This is a genomic window from Parasutterella secunda (assembly GCF_023336895.1).
In the GTDB taxonomy this organism is placed as follows: Bacteria; Pseudomonadota; Gammaproteobacteria; order Burkholderiales; family Burkholderiaceae_F; genus Aphodousia; species Aphodousia faecalis.
In genome coordinates, this window is the sequence record NZ_JAMBLT010000003.1 from 15856 (window position 1) to 31006 (window position 15151).

A 15151-nucleotide genomic window follows, 5' to 3' on the forward strand; every position below is an offset into this window, starting at 1 on the left:
AGGCACTCAATTTTGCGAGTGCCTTTTTGAAAATGACGTATTTTTTATTCTTGTCCCTGCAGCTTGCCTTTAACTTCGAGAGACTTTGCAGCGTAGCCATAAAGCCAAATACCGACAAAAGTGGCCAGTGCGCCCCACATCATGGCGTTAGGTCCACAGGCATAAAGAGCGTAAAGCGAGTAAGCCGAAGCGAAAGAAGCTATGACAGTGGTTCGCTTGACGATGGTCGGATTAACCGGTTCTCGGTGCAAAATCACATTCACGGCAGCAAAGGCCAAAAGATAGGGAACCAGATTGGTGACCACCGCTAAATCTTTAAGAATGTAGAACTGCTGTTCCAACCTAGGGTCAATGGTGAGCAACGCGGCAAGAGATTGCAAAAGCAAAATAATCACAATCCCTGCGATCGGAACATTCAAAGCGCTGACTTTGGCAAAAATTTTCGGGAAATAGCCTTCCCTGGCAGAGACACGGAATACTTCAGCAATCGTAAATTGCCAACTGGTCAGACACCCGGCACAAGCCAGCGCCATCAGAGCCATGACGAATTTGCCGACTTCAGGCGAAAACATGGTTGCAAACACCAAACCGAACGGGGCGGTGGAACGCGACAGCACGGCGTTGTCAACGATACCGAAGCTGATGTTATTGGCCAGAATATAAACAACACCGGCGCCGATCGTGGCAAGCACCATGGCACGGGGAACCGATTTTTCAGGATTTTCCACCGCTTCAGAATTCGCGCAGGCGGTCTCTAGTCCCAAAAAGCCCCATAGCGTCATGGAAATGGCTGCCGATAGTCCTTCGAAAGGCGTGAGGTTTTGCGGATTCCAGGCTTCAACATAGCGGTCAACCGAGAACCAATTCCAGCCGATGACGGTCAGCACCAAAATGGGAATCAAAATTCCATAGTTGGAAAAATGAGAAAGTCTTCCGATAAAACGGGCGCCACCAATGTTAGGCAGGCTGCAAAGCCAAATGACAAAAATACTGGCTAGGCCCATTTCCAAAGGAGTCAGTGCCCAATCGAAAAGCACCATGACGTAACCAACGATGGAAATGGCAATCGTCAAATTGGCGATGATCAACGATACGCCGTAGCTGAAATTGGCGATGAAGCTGCCGGATTTGCCGAAGGCGTAAGACGCATAGCCGCCTAAGCCGCCGCTTTTTCTGCTGAACATGCCGCATTTGGCAAACGTGTAGGCGATGGCGGTGGCACCGCTGATGGTCACTAACCAGGCCAAAATGGACTGAGTTCCAACTTCGGCAAGTTTAGTGGGCATCAAAATGATGGATGATCCCAGCATGTTGAGCATGACGGCCATCGTCAATTGCAGGCACGTCATTTTCGGCTTTTCAATGGTGGCCATAGTTCTTTTGTCAGTTATCTTTCAGTAGGTTGAAAAAAGTCCTGGGATTGTACCGAAATTAACTAAAGAATCAAAGAGATAGAAAACAGAAAAATGAAGTCTTTACCACGTGTTGGATTTTTCCAATTGAGTGGCGATCGCGCAGTAAAAGTCATAGCGCTCTTGCGTAATGGCACCTTCTTCGAGTGCTTTTTTGACTGAGCAACCCGGCTCTTTGAGATGTTTGCAGTTGGCAAAGCGGCAGCCGCCGGTGTGAGAGGCAATATCCGGCATCGCCCCGATGACATCATTGAGGGTTAGGTGAGCAAGTCCGAACTCTTGAAAGCCCGGCGAATCAATGACAAAGCCCTGAGCTCTGTCTAAATCGTAGAGCGTTGTGACCGTCGTGGTTTGGCGCCCTAAATTGAGTGCTTGAGAATACTCTTGGGTTTTAGCGTTGGCGTCTTTGACCAAAAGATTTAAGATCGTGGATTTCCCCATCCCGGATTGACCGACCAAAAGTGAGCGTCGTCCATTGAATATGCCATCCAATTCTTCAATGGTTTTTTCAGAGGCTATTTCAGCGCTGATGGCATGCGTTTCATAACCCAAGGTTGAAAGGGATGTCAGAAAATTTTCAGCCTCAGAAGAACCTTCGGTTAGGTCTGTTTTATTTCGTATGACGATAGGGTGTACGCCCGCAACGTGTGAAGCTAAAAGAGCCTTCCAGACAAACCAGGGATTAAAACGAGGATGGGAGGCGTAGACGATGACAAGCGTATCGATATTGGCGGCCAGTGTTTTGGTTCGCCATTCATCTTGTCTGAATAAAAGACTGAAGCGTTTGGCGACCGATTCAATAGCAACAGTATTGTCAACGGCAGCTGAGCAGAGAACCTCATCGCCTACAACCACATCGGCCTTTTTACCCCTTCGATGAGCTTCATAAAGATTGCCTTGATCGTCCCGCACAAAGTGGTGCCGCCCGTGGCAGGAGACCACTTGAGCATGAAAGCAATTTGTGCGGCGTTGATCTTTAGGCGGCATTGGAATGAGTTTTCTCAAAAAGTTCTCGCTGACGCTGAGCCATGATTCTCAGAGCAGTCGCTCGGCGTGAGGCTTTCCCGAAAAGGGGAACATCATTGGTTTGACTTGGTTCAGCCTCGCTTTCAATTGCAGGAGCAGTCGTTTCTTCGTTTGAAACACTCGATTGCGGCACTTCAGGCACAGCAATTTCAGCGCTTTCCTCTTGAATGGAATTCTCAGCGGTTTGCTCTAGAGGTTTTTCTTGGCTCTCGTCCAAAGTCTCATTGGTCGGCTGTGAAGATTGGGGCTCTTCGTTCACAGGCGGTGTTTCCACCTGAACGGCTATCGAGGGGGCTTCCTGTTTTTTTACCTCTTCGAGAGGCAATGCAACCATCTCGTCATTTGAAACGATTGGTGTTTGTAAAGCAGGCTCAGCGGGTTCTGAGGATTGCGTCGATTCTTCAACAATTTCAGAAGCCGGGGCAACAACCTTTTCATCGGGCTTTTCTGAAGCGTTTTTAGATTTTCTGGCTTCGCGTAATTTTTGGACAATATCACGCAGACCATCCAACAAGCTCTTGCCATACATCGGATGACTGATGTTGGATGCGGCTAGATCTTGCATCGCCTCTTCATAGTGAGGATCTCGGTAGGCTTCAAGCGGCAAAGCCGGGCGTACACCCATTTCACCCTCGGCTTTTCGTTTGAGGGCTTTTTCAAATTGACGACTTAACTTGTGTAGTCTCTTTTCTCTGGCTTCCGCATCCAAGACTTTTTGTTCCTGTTTGGAAATAAGAGCCGAGGAGACATTTTCGAGTTGATGCAATACCGTCAGGTTGTCGTTGCGTAAAGCCTCTTCTTGACGACGAGCCTCAAGAATTTCAGATTTGCGCTGCACGTGGCAGATACGAGCCATCAGGCTCGGTTCATGGGAAAAGAGCAAATCGAAAAAGCCAAGCGTTACGCTGGAGTGGCGCATCGGCGTGGGGAAAAGCTCAATTAACGAATTAACCGTGACTTTCAGCCCCGTATGCTTCATGGCAAAAGTGTCGGAAGCAAAAATCAGATGGCGCAGGAACGCGTCCATCGGGAGTCTGAAAGGAAAGAGCAACACCGGCAACGCCACAATGGCAAATGTGAGCACTGAACCGTAGTATGGGCCCGGGCCATAAACTCGGAAGCCGATTTCGTCTAAAAACCATGACTGCGGAGCAAACCAAGCGAGGAAGGCAAAGACGAAAAAGCCTGCGAGTGCGCACAAAAACCATGCCTGAAAATACATATGGCTGAGGTTGCGGGACAGGGCATGGGCGGCGACGGCTTGCAGGTCAGACAGTGTCATGCGGTTATAGATGTCGTGACGGAAAAAGAGTTTGACACCATGTCTGTGGCCGAAAGCAAATGCCGGCGGCAATTCCTCATTGTCTTTTGCTTTAGCCACACGAATTTCAGCCACACTTAATCCCGCTTTTTCACCCAAGGCATCAATAACGCGCTTGAGTTCATCGTTATGAGCCAGTTGGGCACGATTGGGCTTAAAAAGATAAACCAAACGTCTGGCGAGATTTAGGGAAAAGACCAGATAAACGGCAAAAATAGCCCAACCGAGAATCCACCACATGGGGCCGCTGTTTTGCCACAAAAATAAACCGATCCAAAGAAGAGGCAAAACGGTGAGCCATCCCAAAAGGGTGGTTAACCAGTAATTTTTAAACCAAGACGAGGGGTCTTGTTTTGTGTAGCCGAATGCTTCACGCAAATGAAATTCTTTGTACCAGCAAAACGGCAAGTCACAAAGAACGAAAATAAAACCGATGCTTGCCGGCAGCATCCAATGGAAGGCGAACTGGTCTCCGACCGTATTCATCAGCCAATCGGAAATCGTGTTGATGCCGTTGCCGGCCGTAAGATAAATAATCAAAAGGGTGGTCACCGTGACTTCAAGCCAATTGAGCTTAGTACGGGCAATATCGTAATGGGCAGCCTTTTTGTGTTGCGGTAGAGTGATCTTTTCGCGCAAGGGTTCAGGCACCTCATGGATCGTGCGCTTGAGGTGTATGATCTCGGCCAGACAAGTAACGCTGTGTACCAAAAAATAAAAGCACAGCGCGGCCAAGAAGACTTGAGCAAAAGTAAAAGTCATCGGTAAATTATGAGACAATATCGTTTCCAAACGGTTCATTTTAAAGGATTTAGGCTACAAAATGGCGACTGAGTTGCAAAAAGATCCCCTCTTTAGCGCGGACAATTTAATTTGGGTGGATATGGAAATGACCGGGCTGCAGCCTGAAGTCAATCGCGTGATTGAAGTGGCGGCCGTGATTACGGACGCGCAGCTAAATGTTATTCATGAGTGCCCCGTCATAGCGATTCATCAATCGGCTCGAACGATGGGGTCAATGGATGCATGGAATACGGAAACACACGGTCGTTCAGGTCTCATTGACCGAGTGCTTGCCTCCAATATCGATGAAGAACGCGCAAGCGACATTCTTTTGGCTGAATTTGCCCGCTTTGTGCCCTGCGGTAAAAGTCCGATGTGCGGCAATTCGATCGGTCAGGACCGTCGTTTTATGGCTCGTTGGATGCCGAGACTTGAAAGCTATTTCCATTACAGAAATATCGATGTCTCGACTTTTAAGGAATTGGCCAAGCGTTGGGCACCGTCTGTTCCCAACAGTTTTAAAAAGAGTACGCGCCATGAAGCGCTTTCCGATATTTTGGAAAGCATTGACGAGCTCAAACACTATCGCAAGCACTTGATGAATTGCTGAGTAAGCGTTTGGTTGGAAAAAGCTTGAAAATTTCGCAAGATAGCACTCGAAAAAGTTTTTATTTTCGGGTACAATTGCGGTCTTTCCACGACGTGGCCTAACTTCCACGTTCGCATGTTTAATTTTTTTAAAGGTTAGAAAATGTCTGTTCAAGATATCAAAAAGTCTGAAATCGTTGCCAAGTTCCAACGCAAGGAAGGTGACACGGGTTCTCCCGAAGTTCAAGTGGCTTTGTTGACGGCCCGCATTAACGAATTGACCCCGCACTTCAAGGAACACGCCAAGGACCATCACTCCCGCCGCGGTTTGTTGAAGATGGTGTCCCGTCGCCGCAAGATGTTGGACTACCTCAAGCGCACCGATTTGGACGCTTACCGCAAGTTGATCACGGATTTGAACTTGCGTAAGTAATTCGAGACGGCTTTCTCAAAAGCGACCTGCATTGACAGGTCGCTTTTGGTAAGTTTTGAAGGTTTTGGGAAAAGACGAGGTTTTTGTTTTCGGTTTGTGCGTTGCGATGTGAGGGTTTTTAAGTCAGAGCGTTCACACCGCAGCGTATCGAAAACACGTCTTTTTCCCTTTTTTAAGGAAGAAACGAAATGACGATGTTTAATAAAGTGAGCAAGTCTTTCCGCTTCGGTGACCACGACGTCACTTTCACCACCGGTGAAATTGCCCGTCAGGCTTCCGGTGCTGTGATTTGCCAAATGGACGATACGGTGGTTTTGGCTACGGTTGTGGCTAAGAAAGAAACCAAGCCCGGTCAAGACTTTTTCCCGTTGACGGTCGACTACATTGAAAAGACCTACGCAGCCGGCAAGATCCCCGGCGGCTTTTTCAAGCGTGAAGGTCGTCCGAGCGAAAAGGAAACGTTGACGAGCCGTTTGATCGACCGTCCGATCCGTCCGCTTTTCCCGGAAGGCTTCTTCAATGAAGTTCAAGTGATTATTCACGTGTTGTCCGTGGATCCGGAAGTGGATCCGGATATTCCTTCCATGTTGGGTGCTTCGGCTGCTTTGTCCATCTCCGGTATCCCGTTTAACGGCCCGATCGGCGCTTGCCGCGTGGGTTACATCAACGGTGAATTCGTCTGCAACCCGAAGTTGTCTCAGATGAAAGACAGCCGTTTGGATTTGGTCGTGAGCGGCACGGAACGCGCAGTGCTCATGGTTGAATCCGAAGCCGATTGCTTGCCTGAAGACGTGATGCTCAACGCCGTGATGTTTGGTCATGAACAGCAACAAGTGGCCATCAACGCGATTAACGAATTGGTTGAAGAAGCAGGCAAACCCGCTTGGGATTGGCAGCCCGCTCCGAAGAACGAAGCCTTGATCGCTCGCATCGCTGAATTGGCAACCGAAGAATTGAAGGTGGCCTATGGCATCCGCAGCAAGCAAGCCCGTACGGAAAAATTGCGTGAAATCTACGCCATGGTCGATGAAGAATTGGCCAAGGATGAACGCTTCTCTGGCGACAACGAAGTTGATCCCAACGAAGTGGCCGGCATCCTCTTTGAAATGGAAGCCAAGCTCGTTCGCTCCAACATTTTGAATGGCGAACCGCGTATCGACGGCCGTGACACCAAGACTGTCCGTCCGATCGAAATCCGCCAAGGCGTATTGCCCCGCACGCACGGTTCTGCCTTGTTCACCCGCGGTGAAACCCAAGCATTGGTTATCACCACGTTGGGTACCAAGCAGGATGAACAAATCGTTGACGGTCTTTTGGGTGAAACGCATGAACGTTTCATGCTTCACTACAACATGCCCCCGTTTGCCACGGGTGAAACCGGTCGTGTCGGCAGCCCCAAGCGCCGCGAAATCGGTCACGGCCGTTTGGCTAAGCGCGCATTGACCGCTGTGTTGCCCTCTGAAGAAGATTTCCAATACACAATCCGCGTGGTTTCCGAAATCTGTGAATCCAATGGATCTTCTTCTATGGCCAGCGTCTGCGGTGGATGCTTGTCCTTGATGGATGCCGGCGTGCCCCTGAAGGATTATGTGGCCGGCGTAGCCATGGGCTTAATCAAGGAAGGCAACAAGTTTGCCGTCTTGACCGACATTTTGGGTGATGAAGATCACTTGGGTGATATGGACTTCAAGGTGGCCGGTACTGAAAACGGTGTCACCGCCCTTCAAATGGATATCAAGATTGAAGGTATCAATAAAGAAATCATGCAGGTGGCTTTGGCTCAAGCCCATGAAGGCCGTCAGCACATTTTGAATGAAATGCGCACACAGGCTGCGGGCGGCGCCAAGGAATTGTCCCGCTTTGCTCCTCGCATGATCACGATGAAGATCAATCCTGAAAAGATCCGTGACGTGATCGGTAAGGGTGGTGCTGTGATTCGCGGTATCACTGAAGAAACCGGTGCCACGATCAATATCGAGGATGATGGCAGCGTGACGATCGCTTCTGTGGATCCGCAAGCCGGTCTTGCCGCCCAGAAGAAGATTCTTGAAATCACGGCTGAAATTGAAAAGGGCCAAATCTACGAAGGCACGGTAACGCGCTTGTTGGATTTCGGCGCTATCGTTCAGTTGTTGCCGGGCAAAGACGGCTTGTTGCACATCAGCCAAATCGCCAACCAACGCGTTAACGCTGTCTCCGACTACTTGAAGGAAGGTCAAGTGGTTCGCGTGAAGGTGATCGAGGCCGATGAAAAGGGTCGTGTCCGCTTGTCAATGAAGGCTCTCTTGGAAGAAAAGAAAGAAGAAGAGAAAAAGCCTGAAGAAGCTCCCGCGGCCGAACAACAACCGACTCAAGACGCTCAATAAGCTTGATCGCTTAGTTTTGTGAAAAGACTCCCACTTCGGCAAAAGAGGTGGGAGTTTTTTATGGTATATAATTTAAATTGAAATTTAAATTTGAAAAAATTTCTTATGCCTTTTCCTTCCCTATCTCAGAAAAAAGTGGCCATTGTGGCTCTTTTAGCCGCCGCTGCAGTCGGTGGTGTCGGTTATTGGCACTGGAGTCAGCCCCAGGCTCAACTGAAACTCTACGGTAGCATTGATATGCGCACAGTCGATTTGGCTTTTGAAGAGTCCGGTCGATTGCAGACGGTTTTATTTGAAGAAGGTGGCTCGGTAAAAGCGGGTGAAGTGATCGCCAAGCTCGATGACAGCCGATACAAAATTGCTCGCGATCAGGCCGCTTCGCAAGTGGGAGTGGCGCAGGCGCAGCTCGCGCTTTTACTGGCAGGGACTCGAGCCGAAGAAATTGATGTCGCTCGAGCGCGGCTTAAGGCAACGGAAGCAAATTTGGTGCTCTCTGAGCGGACCTGTAAGCGGCACAAGGATATGGGGAAGGCTTCCAGCGCTCTGGCTCGTGATCAGGCATGCTACAAAGCCAGTGCCGACAGGGCAGCAAGGGATGAAGCAAAACGGACCCTGGAAATGCTCTTAGCAGGTACGCGTGCCGAAGAAATTGAAGTTGCGCGTGCAACGCTTAAACAAACGCAAACGCAGCTTGCTGATGCCGAGCGGGCTCTGAATAACTGCCTGCTTTATGCGCCCGCAGACGGCGTGATTCGATCTCGTCTTAAAGAGCCAGGCGATATGGTCGGTGCAAGCACCCCCATTTATGAAATGGCGTTAATGAATCCGCTTTGGGCGCGGGTTTACATAGATGAACCCAATTTAGGCCGTATCACAATGGGGCAAAAGGTTGCCGTCAGTGTGGACAGTTTCCCCGATAAAACCTTTGATGCTACGGTCGGCTTTATTTCTTCAGTGGCTGAATTTACCCCCAAGACTGTTCAGACAGAGGCCATTCGCACCAATTTGGTTTATGAGGTGCGTTTAACGGTAGACGATCCTCAAGGATTGCTTCGTTTAGGGATGCCTGTGACAGCTCTACTGTTGAAGTAAGTCATCATGTCAGAACTTTCAGCCATCACTTTGGAGTCAGTGTCACGCTTTGAAAAGGGTGTGACTTCGCCTCTTTTGAAATCCATTACGGCGGATTTGAAAAAAGGGCAATTGATTGCAGTGGTCGGTGCCGATGGGGCCGGTAAAACGACGTTGATGCGTGTGATGGCTGGCTTACTGAAACCCCAAGAGGGGGCTGTCAAACTATTTGGCGAGAAGCTTTATTCAAAAGAGTTGTCGCGCCTACAAACGTTATGCGGCTACATGCCTCAGCAGTTTGGTCTTTATACCGATTTAAGCGTTAAAGAAAATCTCACGCTTTACGCTGACCTATTTGGCTTAAGTGAGGCGGAAAGAAAAAAACGATTCACTGAACTTTTGTCCATAACGGGACTGACAGATTTTACAGAGAGGCCTGCCGGTAAATTATCCGGAGGAATGAAGCAAAAGTTAGGTTTAGCCTGTGCACTCTTAAACCATCCGAAAATTCTCCTTTTGGATGAACCGAGCGTAGGCGTGGATCCGTTATCCAGACGTGAGCTTTGGTCAATTTTGAAGAAAAATGTTCACGCTGAGGCGATGACCGTTGTCGTAGCGACGACCTATATGGACGAAGCCGCGCTTTGTGATGATGTGTTGATTCTTGAAAACGGTGAAATTATTCTGCATGACAGTCCTCAAGCCATTGCTGCTCTCGCAACCGGTTTAGCCTTTAATGTCAAAGTGCCTTCTGGCACAAGAGTAAGGGATCTGCAGGCACAATTGCTTGACGATACGGACTATATTTTGGACGCGGTGCCCCGATCGGGTTATGTGCGGGTGCTGCTTCGTGACTATGCAGACAGAGAGTCCCTCCAAGAAAAATATGGACTCCAATTTGAGCCTGTGGCAGGAGGTTTGGAAGAGGGCTATTTAGTCAACCGCGCCAAAACAGTGCCCCGTCATCCGTATTCAGTCATTGCACAAAGTTCTGCGCAACTTCCGAACACTTCAAACGAATCTGTTGTTATCGCCAAAGATCTGGTCAGGCGTTTTGGCTCTTTTACCGCGGTTGATCGAACATCTTTTGATGTCAAAGCCGGTGAAATATTTGGATTGTTGGGACCCAATGGCGCCGGTAAAACGACCACTTTTAAGATGCTGTGCGGTCTTTTAAAGGTGACCTCCGGAGAGCTTGAGGTGGCGGGCGTCAATGTTTTAGATAGCCGCGAAGAGGCCCGAGAGCAGCTCGGTTACATGTCTCAGAAATTTGCGCTTTACGGTGACTTGAGTGTGAGCGAAAATCTGGACTTTTTTGCGAGCGCCTATGGTTTAGCCGGGCAGGAGAAAGCGCAGCGGATAGACTTTTTGTTGAATGAATTTGAATTGATGTCATTTTCAGCTGCGCAGGCAAAAACCTTACCCGGCGGCATCAAACAGCGCTTGGCCATGGCTGTCGCGTTGATTCACAATCCTAAACTTTTATTTTTAGACGAGCCGACAAGCGGAGCGGATGTGCCGACTCGCAGACAATTTTGGCGCTGGATGACAGCTCTGAGCCAAACAGGCACAACCATTATTGTGACGACCCACTTTATGGAGGAGGCTCTTTACTGTGACAGGCTTCTTATCCAAGATGGCGGATTGCCGCTTATTATGGGCTCTCCTGCCGAGGTGCGCGGGCAAAGTCTGAGTATGGACGAGGCGTTTATCAGGGTTGTCAAAGAGTTTCGTGCTCAAAGGAGTCAATCATGACGCAAAGGATGGATTTCTGGCGTCATGTTTACGCCTTAAGCTTAAAAGAGAGTCGCCAAATTATTCGGGATAAAAGCGCTATTTTGGTTGGCGTCGTCTTACCGCTCATTTTGCTGATTTTATTTGGTTACGGTATCTCTTTTGATGTGAAGGATATTCGTTTGGCTGTGGTCAGCGATCAAAACAGTTCTCAGACAACGCTCTACACGCAGGCTCTGGTCAATAACGATTCATTTGATGTCACGGTGGTTCCTACCCGCAAAGAGGCGCTCGAAGCTTTGGATCGCTTTGACGTGGAGGCTGTTATTGTTTTTGAAAAGCGTCCCGTAGCCCATGAAACGCAGTTGTTGATTGACGGCATTGATGCGCCGCGCGCCACCATGATTGCCAATGCGGTGATGTCCACTGTTCAGACGGCGGGCTCCGCAACGACAGAGCCTTCCGGTATCACGGTCATTCCTCGTATCTGGTTTAACGAATCGGCCGAAAGCCACTGGTATTTAGTGCCCGGTCTCATAGTTATCATTTTGACCATGATCGGAACGATGTTAACCGGCTTGGTGATTGCTCGAGAGTGGGAACGGGGAACGATGGAAGCCTTGCTTGCCACGCCGATTTCGCCCTGGGCATTGTTGCTGTCGAAAATTATTCCCTATTTTGTTTTAGGGGCTTTCGGCTGGGCGCTTTGTATGTTGGCCGCGGTCTTTGTCTACCATATTCCGATTCGAGGTGGTTTGGGACTGATTACTCTTTCGTCTGCGATTTATCTTTTGGTGAGTCTTTGCATCGGATTGGTGATATCGGGAGCGACACGCTCGCAGTTTTTGTCTTCACAAATTGCGCTCTTGGCAAGTTTTTTGCCGGCTGTGATTTTGTCGGGTTTTATCTTTGATTTAAGAAGTGCTCCAGATTGGGCCAATGTCATCGCTTACGCCATGCCTCCGGTTTATTTTTTGGAACTTTTGAAAGTGGGTTTTCTTACGGGAGGCATGCACGCACTGGTGGTTAAAAATCTTTTAGTGCTCACCGCTTTTGCCGCGGTGCTCGTGTTGCTTGCACGTCATTTTTGTCAAAAGAGGGTGCGGGTATGAGTAAGCGGATGATACGTTTCCGGGCACTGGTTCGAAAAGAGCTTTTGGCGACACTAAAAGAGAAAACGAGCCGAATGATTTTGGTCGCGCCTCTTGTTTTGTACATTATTTTGTTTGGCTACATCGCCAGTTTCAATTTAAATCACATTCCGTACGCGCTGTGTGATTTGTCGGGCTCCGAGGCTTCCTCTCAGTTTGTTCGTGCAGTAGATAACAACAAAATTTTCGAACGTGTGGCCACTGTCCAGAGTGTCTCTCAAATCAAAGCGCTCATGGATGAAGGCGAGGCTCTTTTAACCGTGGTGATTGAGCCGCAATTTGCTCAGCATCTCAAAGAAGGCAAAAGCGCGCAGGTTCAGGTCGTCATCGATGGGCGCAATTCAACGACCGCTCAATTGGCCGCCGGTTATTTGACGCAGATCGCTCAGACGATGAACGCCACGCTCACGGGTGTGCCCGAACTGATAAAAACGCGATTTTTATTTAATCCCAATGTCATCACTCAATGGTTCATCATGCCGGGCTTGATTGTCATGCTCTCCATGTTGCAGGTGGTTGTGCTGTCAGCCTTGTCGGTGGCGCGGGAAAGGGAGCAGGGGACGTTTGAGCAGCTATTGGTTTCGCCTTACACAACGGCTGAGCTGCTTGCCGCCAAATCCATTGTTCCCATATTAATCGGGCTTTTTCAAAGTACGCTGATCTTTTTGGTGGATCTATTTTGGTTTGAGATTCCCATGGGCGGCAGTGTGCTAGCCATGTATTTTGTTCTTTTGTTATTCATCCTCTCGGTCGTCGGATTGGGTTTGGCGGTTTCTGCCTACAGCCAAACGATGCAGCAGGGGTTATTGATTGTTTTTGTCTTTTTGGTGCCGATGGTGCTTTTATCGGGCTTGTTCGCTCCGGTGGCCAATATGCCGCAATGGATTCAGCTTCTCACTTACGCCGATCCGCTGCGCTTTACATTGTCTGCCGTCAGACGAATTTATCTCGCGGGAGCGCCATTGTCTGCGGTGCTTGTGTCAATGTGGCCGGTCGTTGTGATGGCCGCGGTGACTTTGCCTGCAGCTTATTACTTTTTTAAGAAACGACTATGAGAAAACAAACAGCAAGAATTCGCGGTGACGGCGAAAAAACACGTGAAGCGCTCATTGAGGCTGCGGGCACTTTGGCAGCAGAGCGAGGCTGGGCCAATGTGGCGGCTAAGGACGTCTGCGACATGGCTGGCGTCAATTGCGCGAGTGTTAACTATTGGTTTGGCGGACGCGATGAACTGTATGAAGCGGTTTTATCAAGAATTCCTGATACGATTTTCAGTCAAGAGTTGGAAATCGAGATGGTTCAGTACGAAACGGCCCAGGAAGCCCTGCAGTACTTTTTCACCCACCATCTGGAACGCGTGGATGATAAACGCAGCTGGCCCATGCGCGTTTGGGCTCGCGAAGTAACCGGAACGCCCTCGGAAAATATTCTGAGTTTAGCTAGAAAAGTCGGCGTGATGCGCATTAAGGCGCTTCAGCAGTTTTTTGCTGATTACCTGGGAGTCGATGACTATCGGGATCCGAGAGTCGGAGCCGCTTTTATGACGGCCATGTCAGCGGTGCTGATTCATATGTTGGTTGCGCCTGAATTAAGAAACATCGTGGTGCCGGGATTTGTTCACGAACGCAGTCGGATGAATAATCTCATTGTTCGCCAGGTGATGGCGGGACTTGCGTTTATGAAAGACAATATCGCCAAAGAAAAGGCGCAAGACCGATAGGTCTTGCGCTATGGAAGAGTTCTTTAAATCACTCGATTGGGAGCGGTGCCGGTGGCAAGGAATGCCTGAATATTTTCAAGCGCTTGCAGCCCGGTGCTCTCTCGAGCTTCAAAGGTGCCGCTTGCGATGTGCGGCGTGATAAGAAGATTATCGAATTGAGCTAAACGTTGATCAATGGCGGGTTCGCCCTCAAAAACGTCAAGCGCGGCACCGGCGATGGTTTTCTTCTCCAATGCCTCAATTAACTGGTCGGTATCCACCAACTCTCCTCTTCCGATATTGATGAGGAAACCTTGGGGTCCCAGTGCTTCGAGCACTTCGCGGTTGGCAATATGATGTGTCGAGGCACCCCCCGGCATGGCTAAGACCAGAAAGTCAGACCATGCAGCCAATTCTTTGAGATTTTCAAAGCGTTGATACGGCACATCGCAGGCACTTAAATTTGTGTAGCCGATCTGCATCTTAAAACCTTCGCCGCGGCGGGCGATTTCCCTGCCGATATGTCCAAGGCCCGCGACCCCCAACCGTTTGCCGCTAATGCGAGTGGTGAGGGGAAAGCCCGAGAAAGTCATAAGTTTCTGTCTGGCATGATTGACCGCTTGAGGTGTTTGACGGGCAAGCGCTGTAAGAAGCGCCCAGGCAAAATCGGCCACATCATCGCTTGTTGCTGTTGGCGCATTGGTCAGAACAATGTTGCGTCGCTTCATTTCCTCAAGATCAAACTTATCAAAACCTACACCGAGACTGGCGATCATTTTGAGATTAGGAAAAGACGACAGAAGATCTTGCTGCATCGACACCGGAGGATTGCTGATGACGATTTCGACATCATCGAGTTCTGAGCGTTCTTTGTCTGTTAAATCCTCCCAGTACTGAATCTCTGCGATATCTTTGAGCCCATTTAATAGGCTCTCAGGGAGAGGTTTTTTAAAAAAACTCACAATTCGCACGATGCTACTCCTTATTCGTTTTCCTGATTGTCTTCTTTTTCAAGCGTTACTTCAGGGCTGACCATCGGATGGATGAGTCGGTAAAGTTCACGTGCACTCTTCGGGGGCTTGCCCATTTGGGCCTCTTTGCGTGCTGAGCGAATAAGTTGACGCAAACTTTGAACATTAACCTCGGGGAAATCTTTGATAAAGTCTGTGAGAGCGGCATCGTCTGCAATTAATTTATCGCGCAGACGCTCGGCTCTATGGTGCGCGGCCACAGCCGCGCGGCTCTCACCCGTGGCCATGTCAATAGCGGCCCGTACTTTTTCAGGATCCAGCCCATTCATGCGTTTGCCGATCAGCTGCAGTTGTCTGCGCTGCGCTCCGAAAGACTTCATTTTGGCGTATTCATCAATCGCTTCACGAACATCTTCCGGAAGCGGAATGCGGTTTAAAGTATCTGCGCCGAGCTTGGTCATTTCTTTGCCCAAATCCTGCAGGGCTTGTAATTCTCGTTTAATTTGAGATTTACTCGGACGGTCATAACCGTCTTCTTCGTCTTCAAAATCGTCGCGGTTGTCTCGGTATTGAGCCATGATCCAGTTATTCCTAAA

At 49.3% G+C, this 15151-nt stretch carries 13 protein-coding genes; 8 read left to right on the forward strand and 5 right to left on the reverse strand.

The annotated features are described in order from the left end of the window. Positions 1-44: 44 nt before the first annotated feature. The 3 genes from potE to M3080_RS04125 form a co-directional block, all read right to left on the reverse strand. Positions 45-1373, reverse strand: a complete 1329-nt coding sequence (gene potE, locus M3080_RS04115) for a putrescine-ornithine antiporter (RefSeq protein WP_022472861.1) — start codon at positions 1371-1373, stop codon at positions 45-47. Between the two features lie 102 nt (positions 1374-1475). After that, a complete protein-coding gene (gene rsgA / locus M3080_RS04120) occupies positions 1476-2417 on the reverse strand; it encodes a ribosome small subunit-dependent GTPase A (RefSeq protein WP_249092019.1) in 942 nt (313 codons plus the stop codon). After that, positions 2389-4539, reverse strand: coding sequence for a M48 family metalloprotease (locus tag M3080_RS04125; RefSeq protein ID WP_249092020.1), 2151 nt, complete (start codon positions 4537-4539; stop codon positions 2389-2391). Before M3080_RS04125 ends, rsgA begins: the two co-directional genes overlap by 29 nt. Positions 4540-4582: 43 nt before the next feature. On the opposite strand from M3080_RS04125, the gene orn reads away from it, so the two are divergent. The 8 genes from orn (at position 4583) to M3080_RS04165 (ending at position 13605) form a co-directional block, all read left to right on the forward strand. Next, positions 4583-5152 carry an oligoribonuclease gene (gene orn / locus M3080_RS04130; protein WP_022472864.1) on the forward strand — a complete coding sequence of 190 codons (570 nt, stop codon included), beginning with the start codon at positions 4583-4585 and terminating at the stop codon, positions 5150-5152. A 141-nt stretch (positions 5153-5293) separates the two neighbouring features. Then, entirely contained in the window at positions 5294-5563 is a 270-nt protein-coding gene (rpsO, locus tag M3080_RS04135; RefSeq protein WP_022472865.1) for a 30S ribosomal protein S15, read from the forward strand. A 188-nt stretch (positions 5564-5751) separates the two neighbouring features. Then, the gene (pnp, locus tag M3080_RS04140; RefSeq protein WP_249092021.1) at positions 5752-7929 is read left to right on the forward strand and encodes a polyribonucleotide nucleotidyltransferase; all 2178 of its coding nucleotides are present in this window, start codon (positions 5752-5754) and stop codon (positions 7927-7929) included. Between the two features lie 105 nt (positions 7930-8034). Then, positions 8035-9021, forward strand: coding sequence for an HlyD family secretion protein (locus M3080_RS04145; RefSeq protein ID WP_249092022.1), 987 nt, complete (start codon positions 8035-8037; stop codon positions 9019-9021). A 6-nt stretch (positions 9022-9027) separates the two neighbouring features. Beyond that, positions 9028-10755: an ATP-binding cassette domain-containing protein gene (locus M3080_RS04150; RefSeq protein ID WP_249092023.1), complete on the forward strand. Its 1728-nt coding sequence runs from the start codon at positions 9028-9030 to the stop codon at positions 10753-10755. Beyond that, entirely contained in the window at positions 10752-11846 is a 1095-nt protein-coding gene (locus M3080_RS04155; protein WP_249092024.1) for an ABC transporter permease, read from the forward strand. Before M3080_RS04150 ends, M3080_RS04155 begins: the two co-directional genes overlap by 4 nt. Next, positions 11843-12940, forward strand: coding sequence for an ABC transporter permease (locus tag M3080_RS04160; protein WP_249092025.1), 1098 nt, complete (start codon positions 11843-11845; stop codon positions 12938-12940). Before M3080_RS04155 ends, M3080_RS04160 begins: the two co-directional genes overlap by 4 nt. Further along, on the forward strand, positions 12937-13605 hold the full coding sequence (locus tag M3080_RS04165) for a TetR/AcrR family transcriptional regulator (protein ID WP_022472871.1): 669 nt from the start codon (positions 12937-12939) through the stop codon (positions 13603-13605). Before M3080_RS04160 ends, M3080_RS04165 begins: the two co-directional genes overlap by 4 nt. Positions 13606-13628: 23 nt before the next feature. On the opposite strand, the gene M3080_RS04170 is transcribed toward M3080_RS04165, so the two are convergent. Further along, on the reverse strand, positions 13629-14555 hold the full coding sequence (locus M3080_RS04170; protein ID WP_249092026.1) for a 2-hydroxyacid dehydrogenase: 927 nt from the start codon (positions 14553-14555) through the stop codon (positions 13629-13631). 11 nt (positions 14556-14566) lie between these two features. Beyond that, positions 14567-15133, reverse strand: a complete 567-nt coding sequence (gene yjgA / locus M3080_RS04175) for a ribosome biogenesis factor YjgA (protein WP_249092027.1) — start codon at positions 15131-15133, stop codon at positions 14567-14569. Positions 15134-15151 lie beyond the last annotated feature (18 nt).

Bases quoted from the DNA above. Each gene is read 5' to 3' on its own strand.
- potE (WP_022472861.1), bottom strand. From the start codon at position 1,373: ATGGCCACCATTGAAAAGCCGAAAATGACGTGCCTGCAATTGACGATG.
- orn (WP_022472864.1), top strand. From the start codon at position 4,583: ATGGCGACTGAGTTGCAAAAAGATCCCCTCTTTAGCGCGGACAATTTA.
- rpsO (WP_022472865.1), top strand. From the start codon at position 5,294: ATGTCTGTTCAAGATATCAAAAAGTCTGAAATCGTTGCCAAGTTCCAA.
- pnp (WP_249092021.1), top strand. From the start codon at position 5,752: ATGACGATGTTTAATAAAGTGAGCAAGTCTTTCCGCTTCGGTGACCAC.
- M3080_RS04145 (WP_249092022.1), top strand. From the start codon at position 8,035: ATGCCTTTTCCTTCCCTATCTCAGAAAAAAGTGGCCATTGTGGCTCTT.
- M3080_RS04150 (WP_249092023.1), top strand. From the start codon at position 9,028: ATGTCAGAACTTTCAGCCATCACTTTGGAGTCAGTGTCACGCTTTGAA.
- M3080_RS04155 (WP_249092024.1), top strand. From the start codon at position 10,752: ATGACGCAAAGGATGGATTTCTGGCGTCATGTTTACGCCTTAAGCTTA.
- M3080_RS04160 (WP_249092025.1), top strand. From the start codon at position 11,843: ATGAGTAAGCGGATGATACGTTTCCGGGCACTGGTTCGAAAAGAGCTT.
- M3080_RS04165 (WP_022472871.1), top strand. From the start codon at position 12,937: ATGAGAAAACAAACAGCAAGAATTCGCGGTGACGGCGAAAAAACACGT.
- yjgA (WP_249092027.1), bottom strand. From the start codon at position 15,133: ATGGCTCAATACCGAGACAACCGCGACGATTTTGAAGACGAAGAAGAC.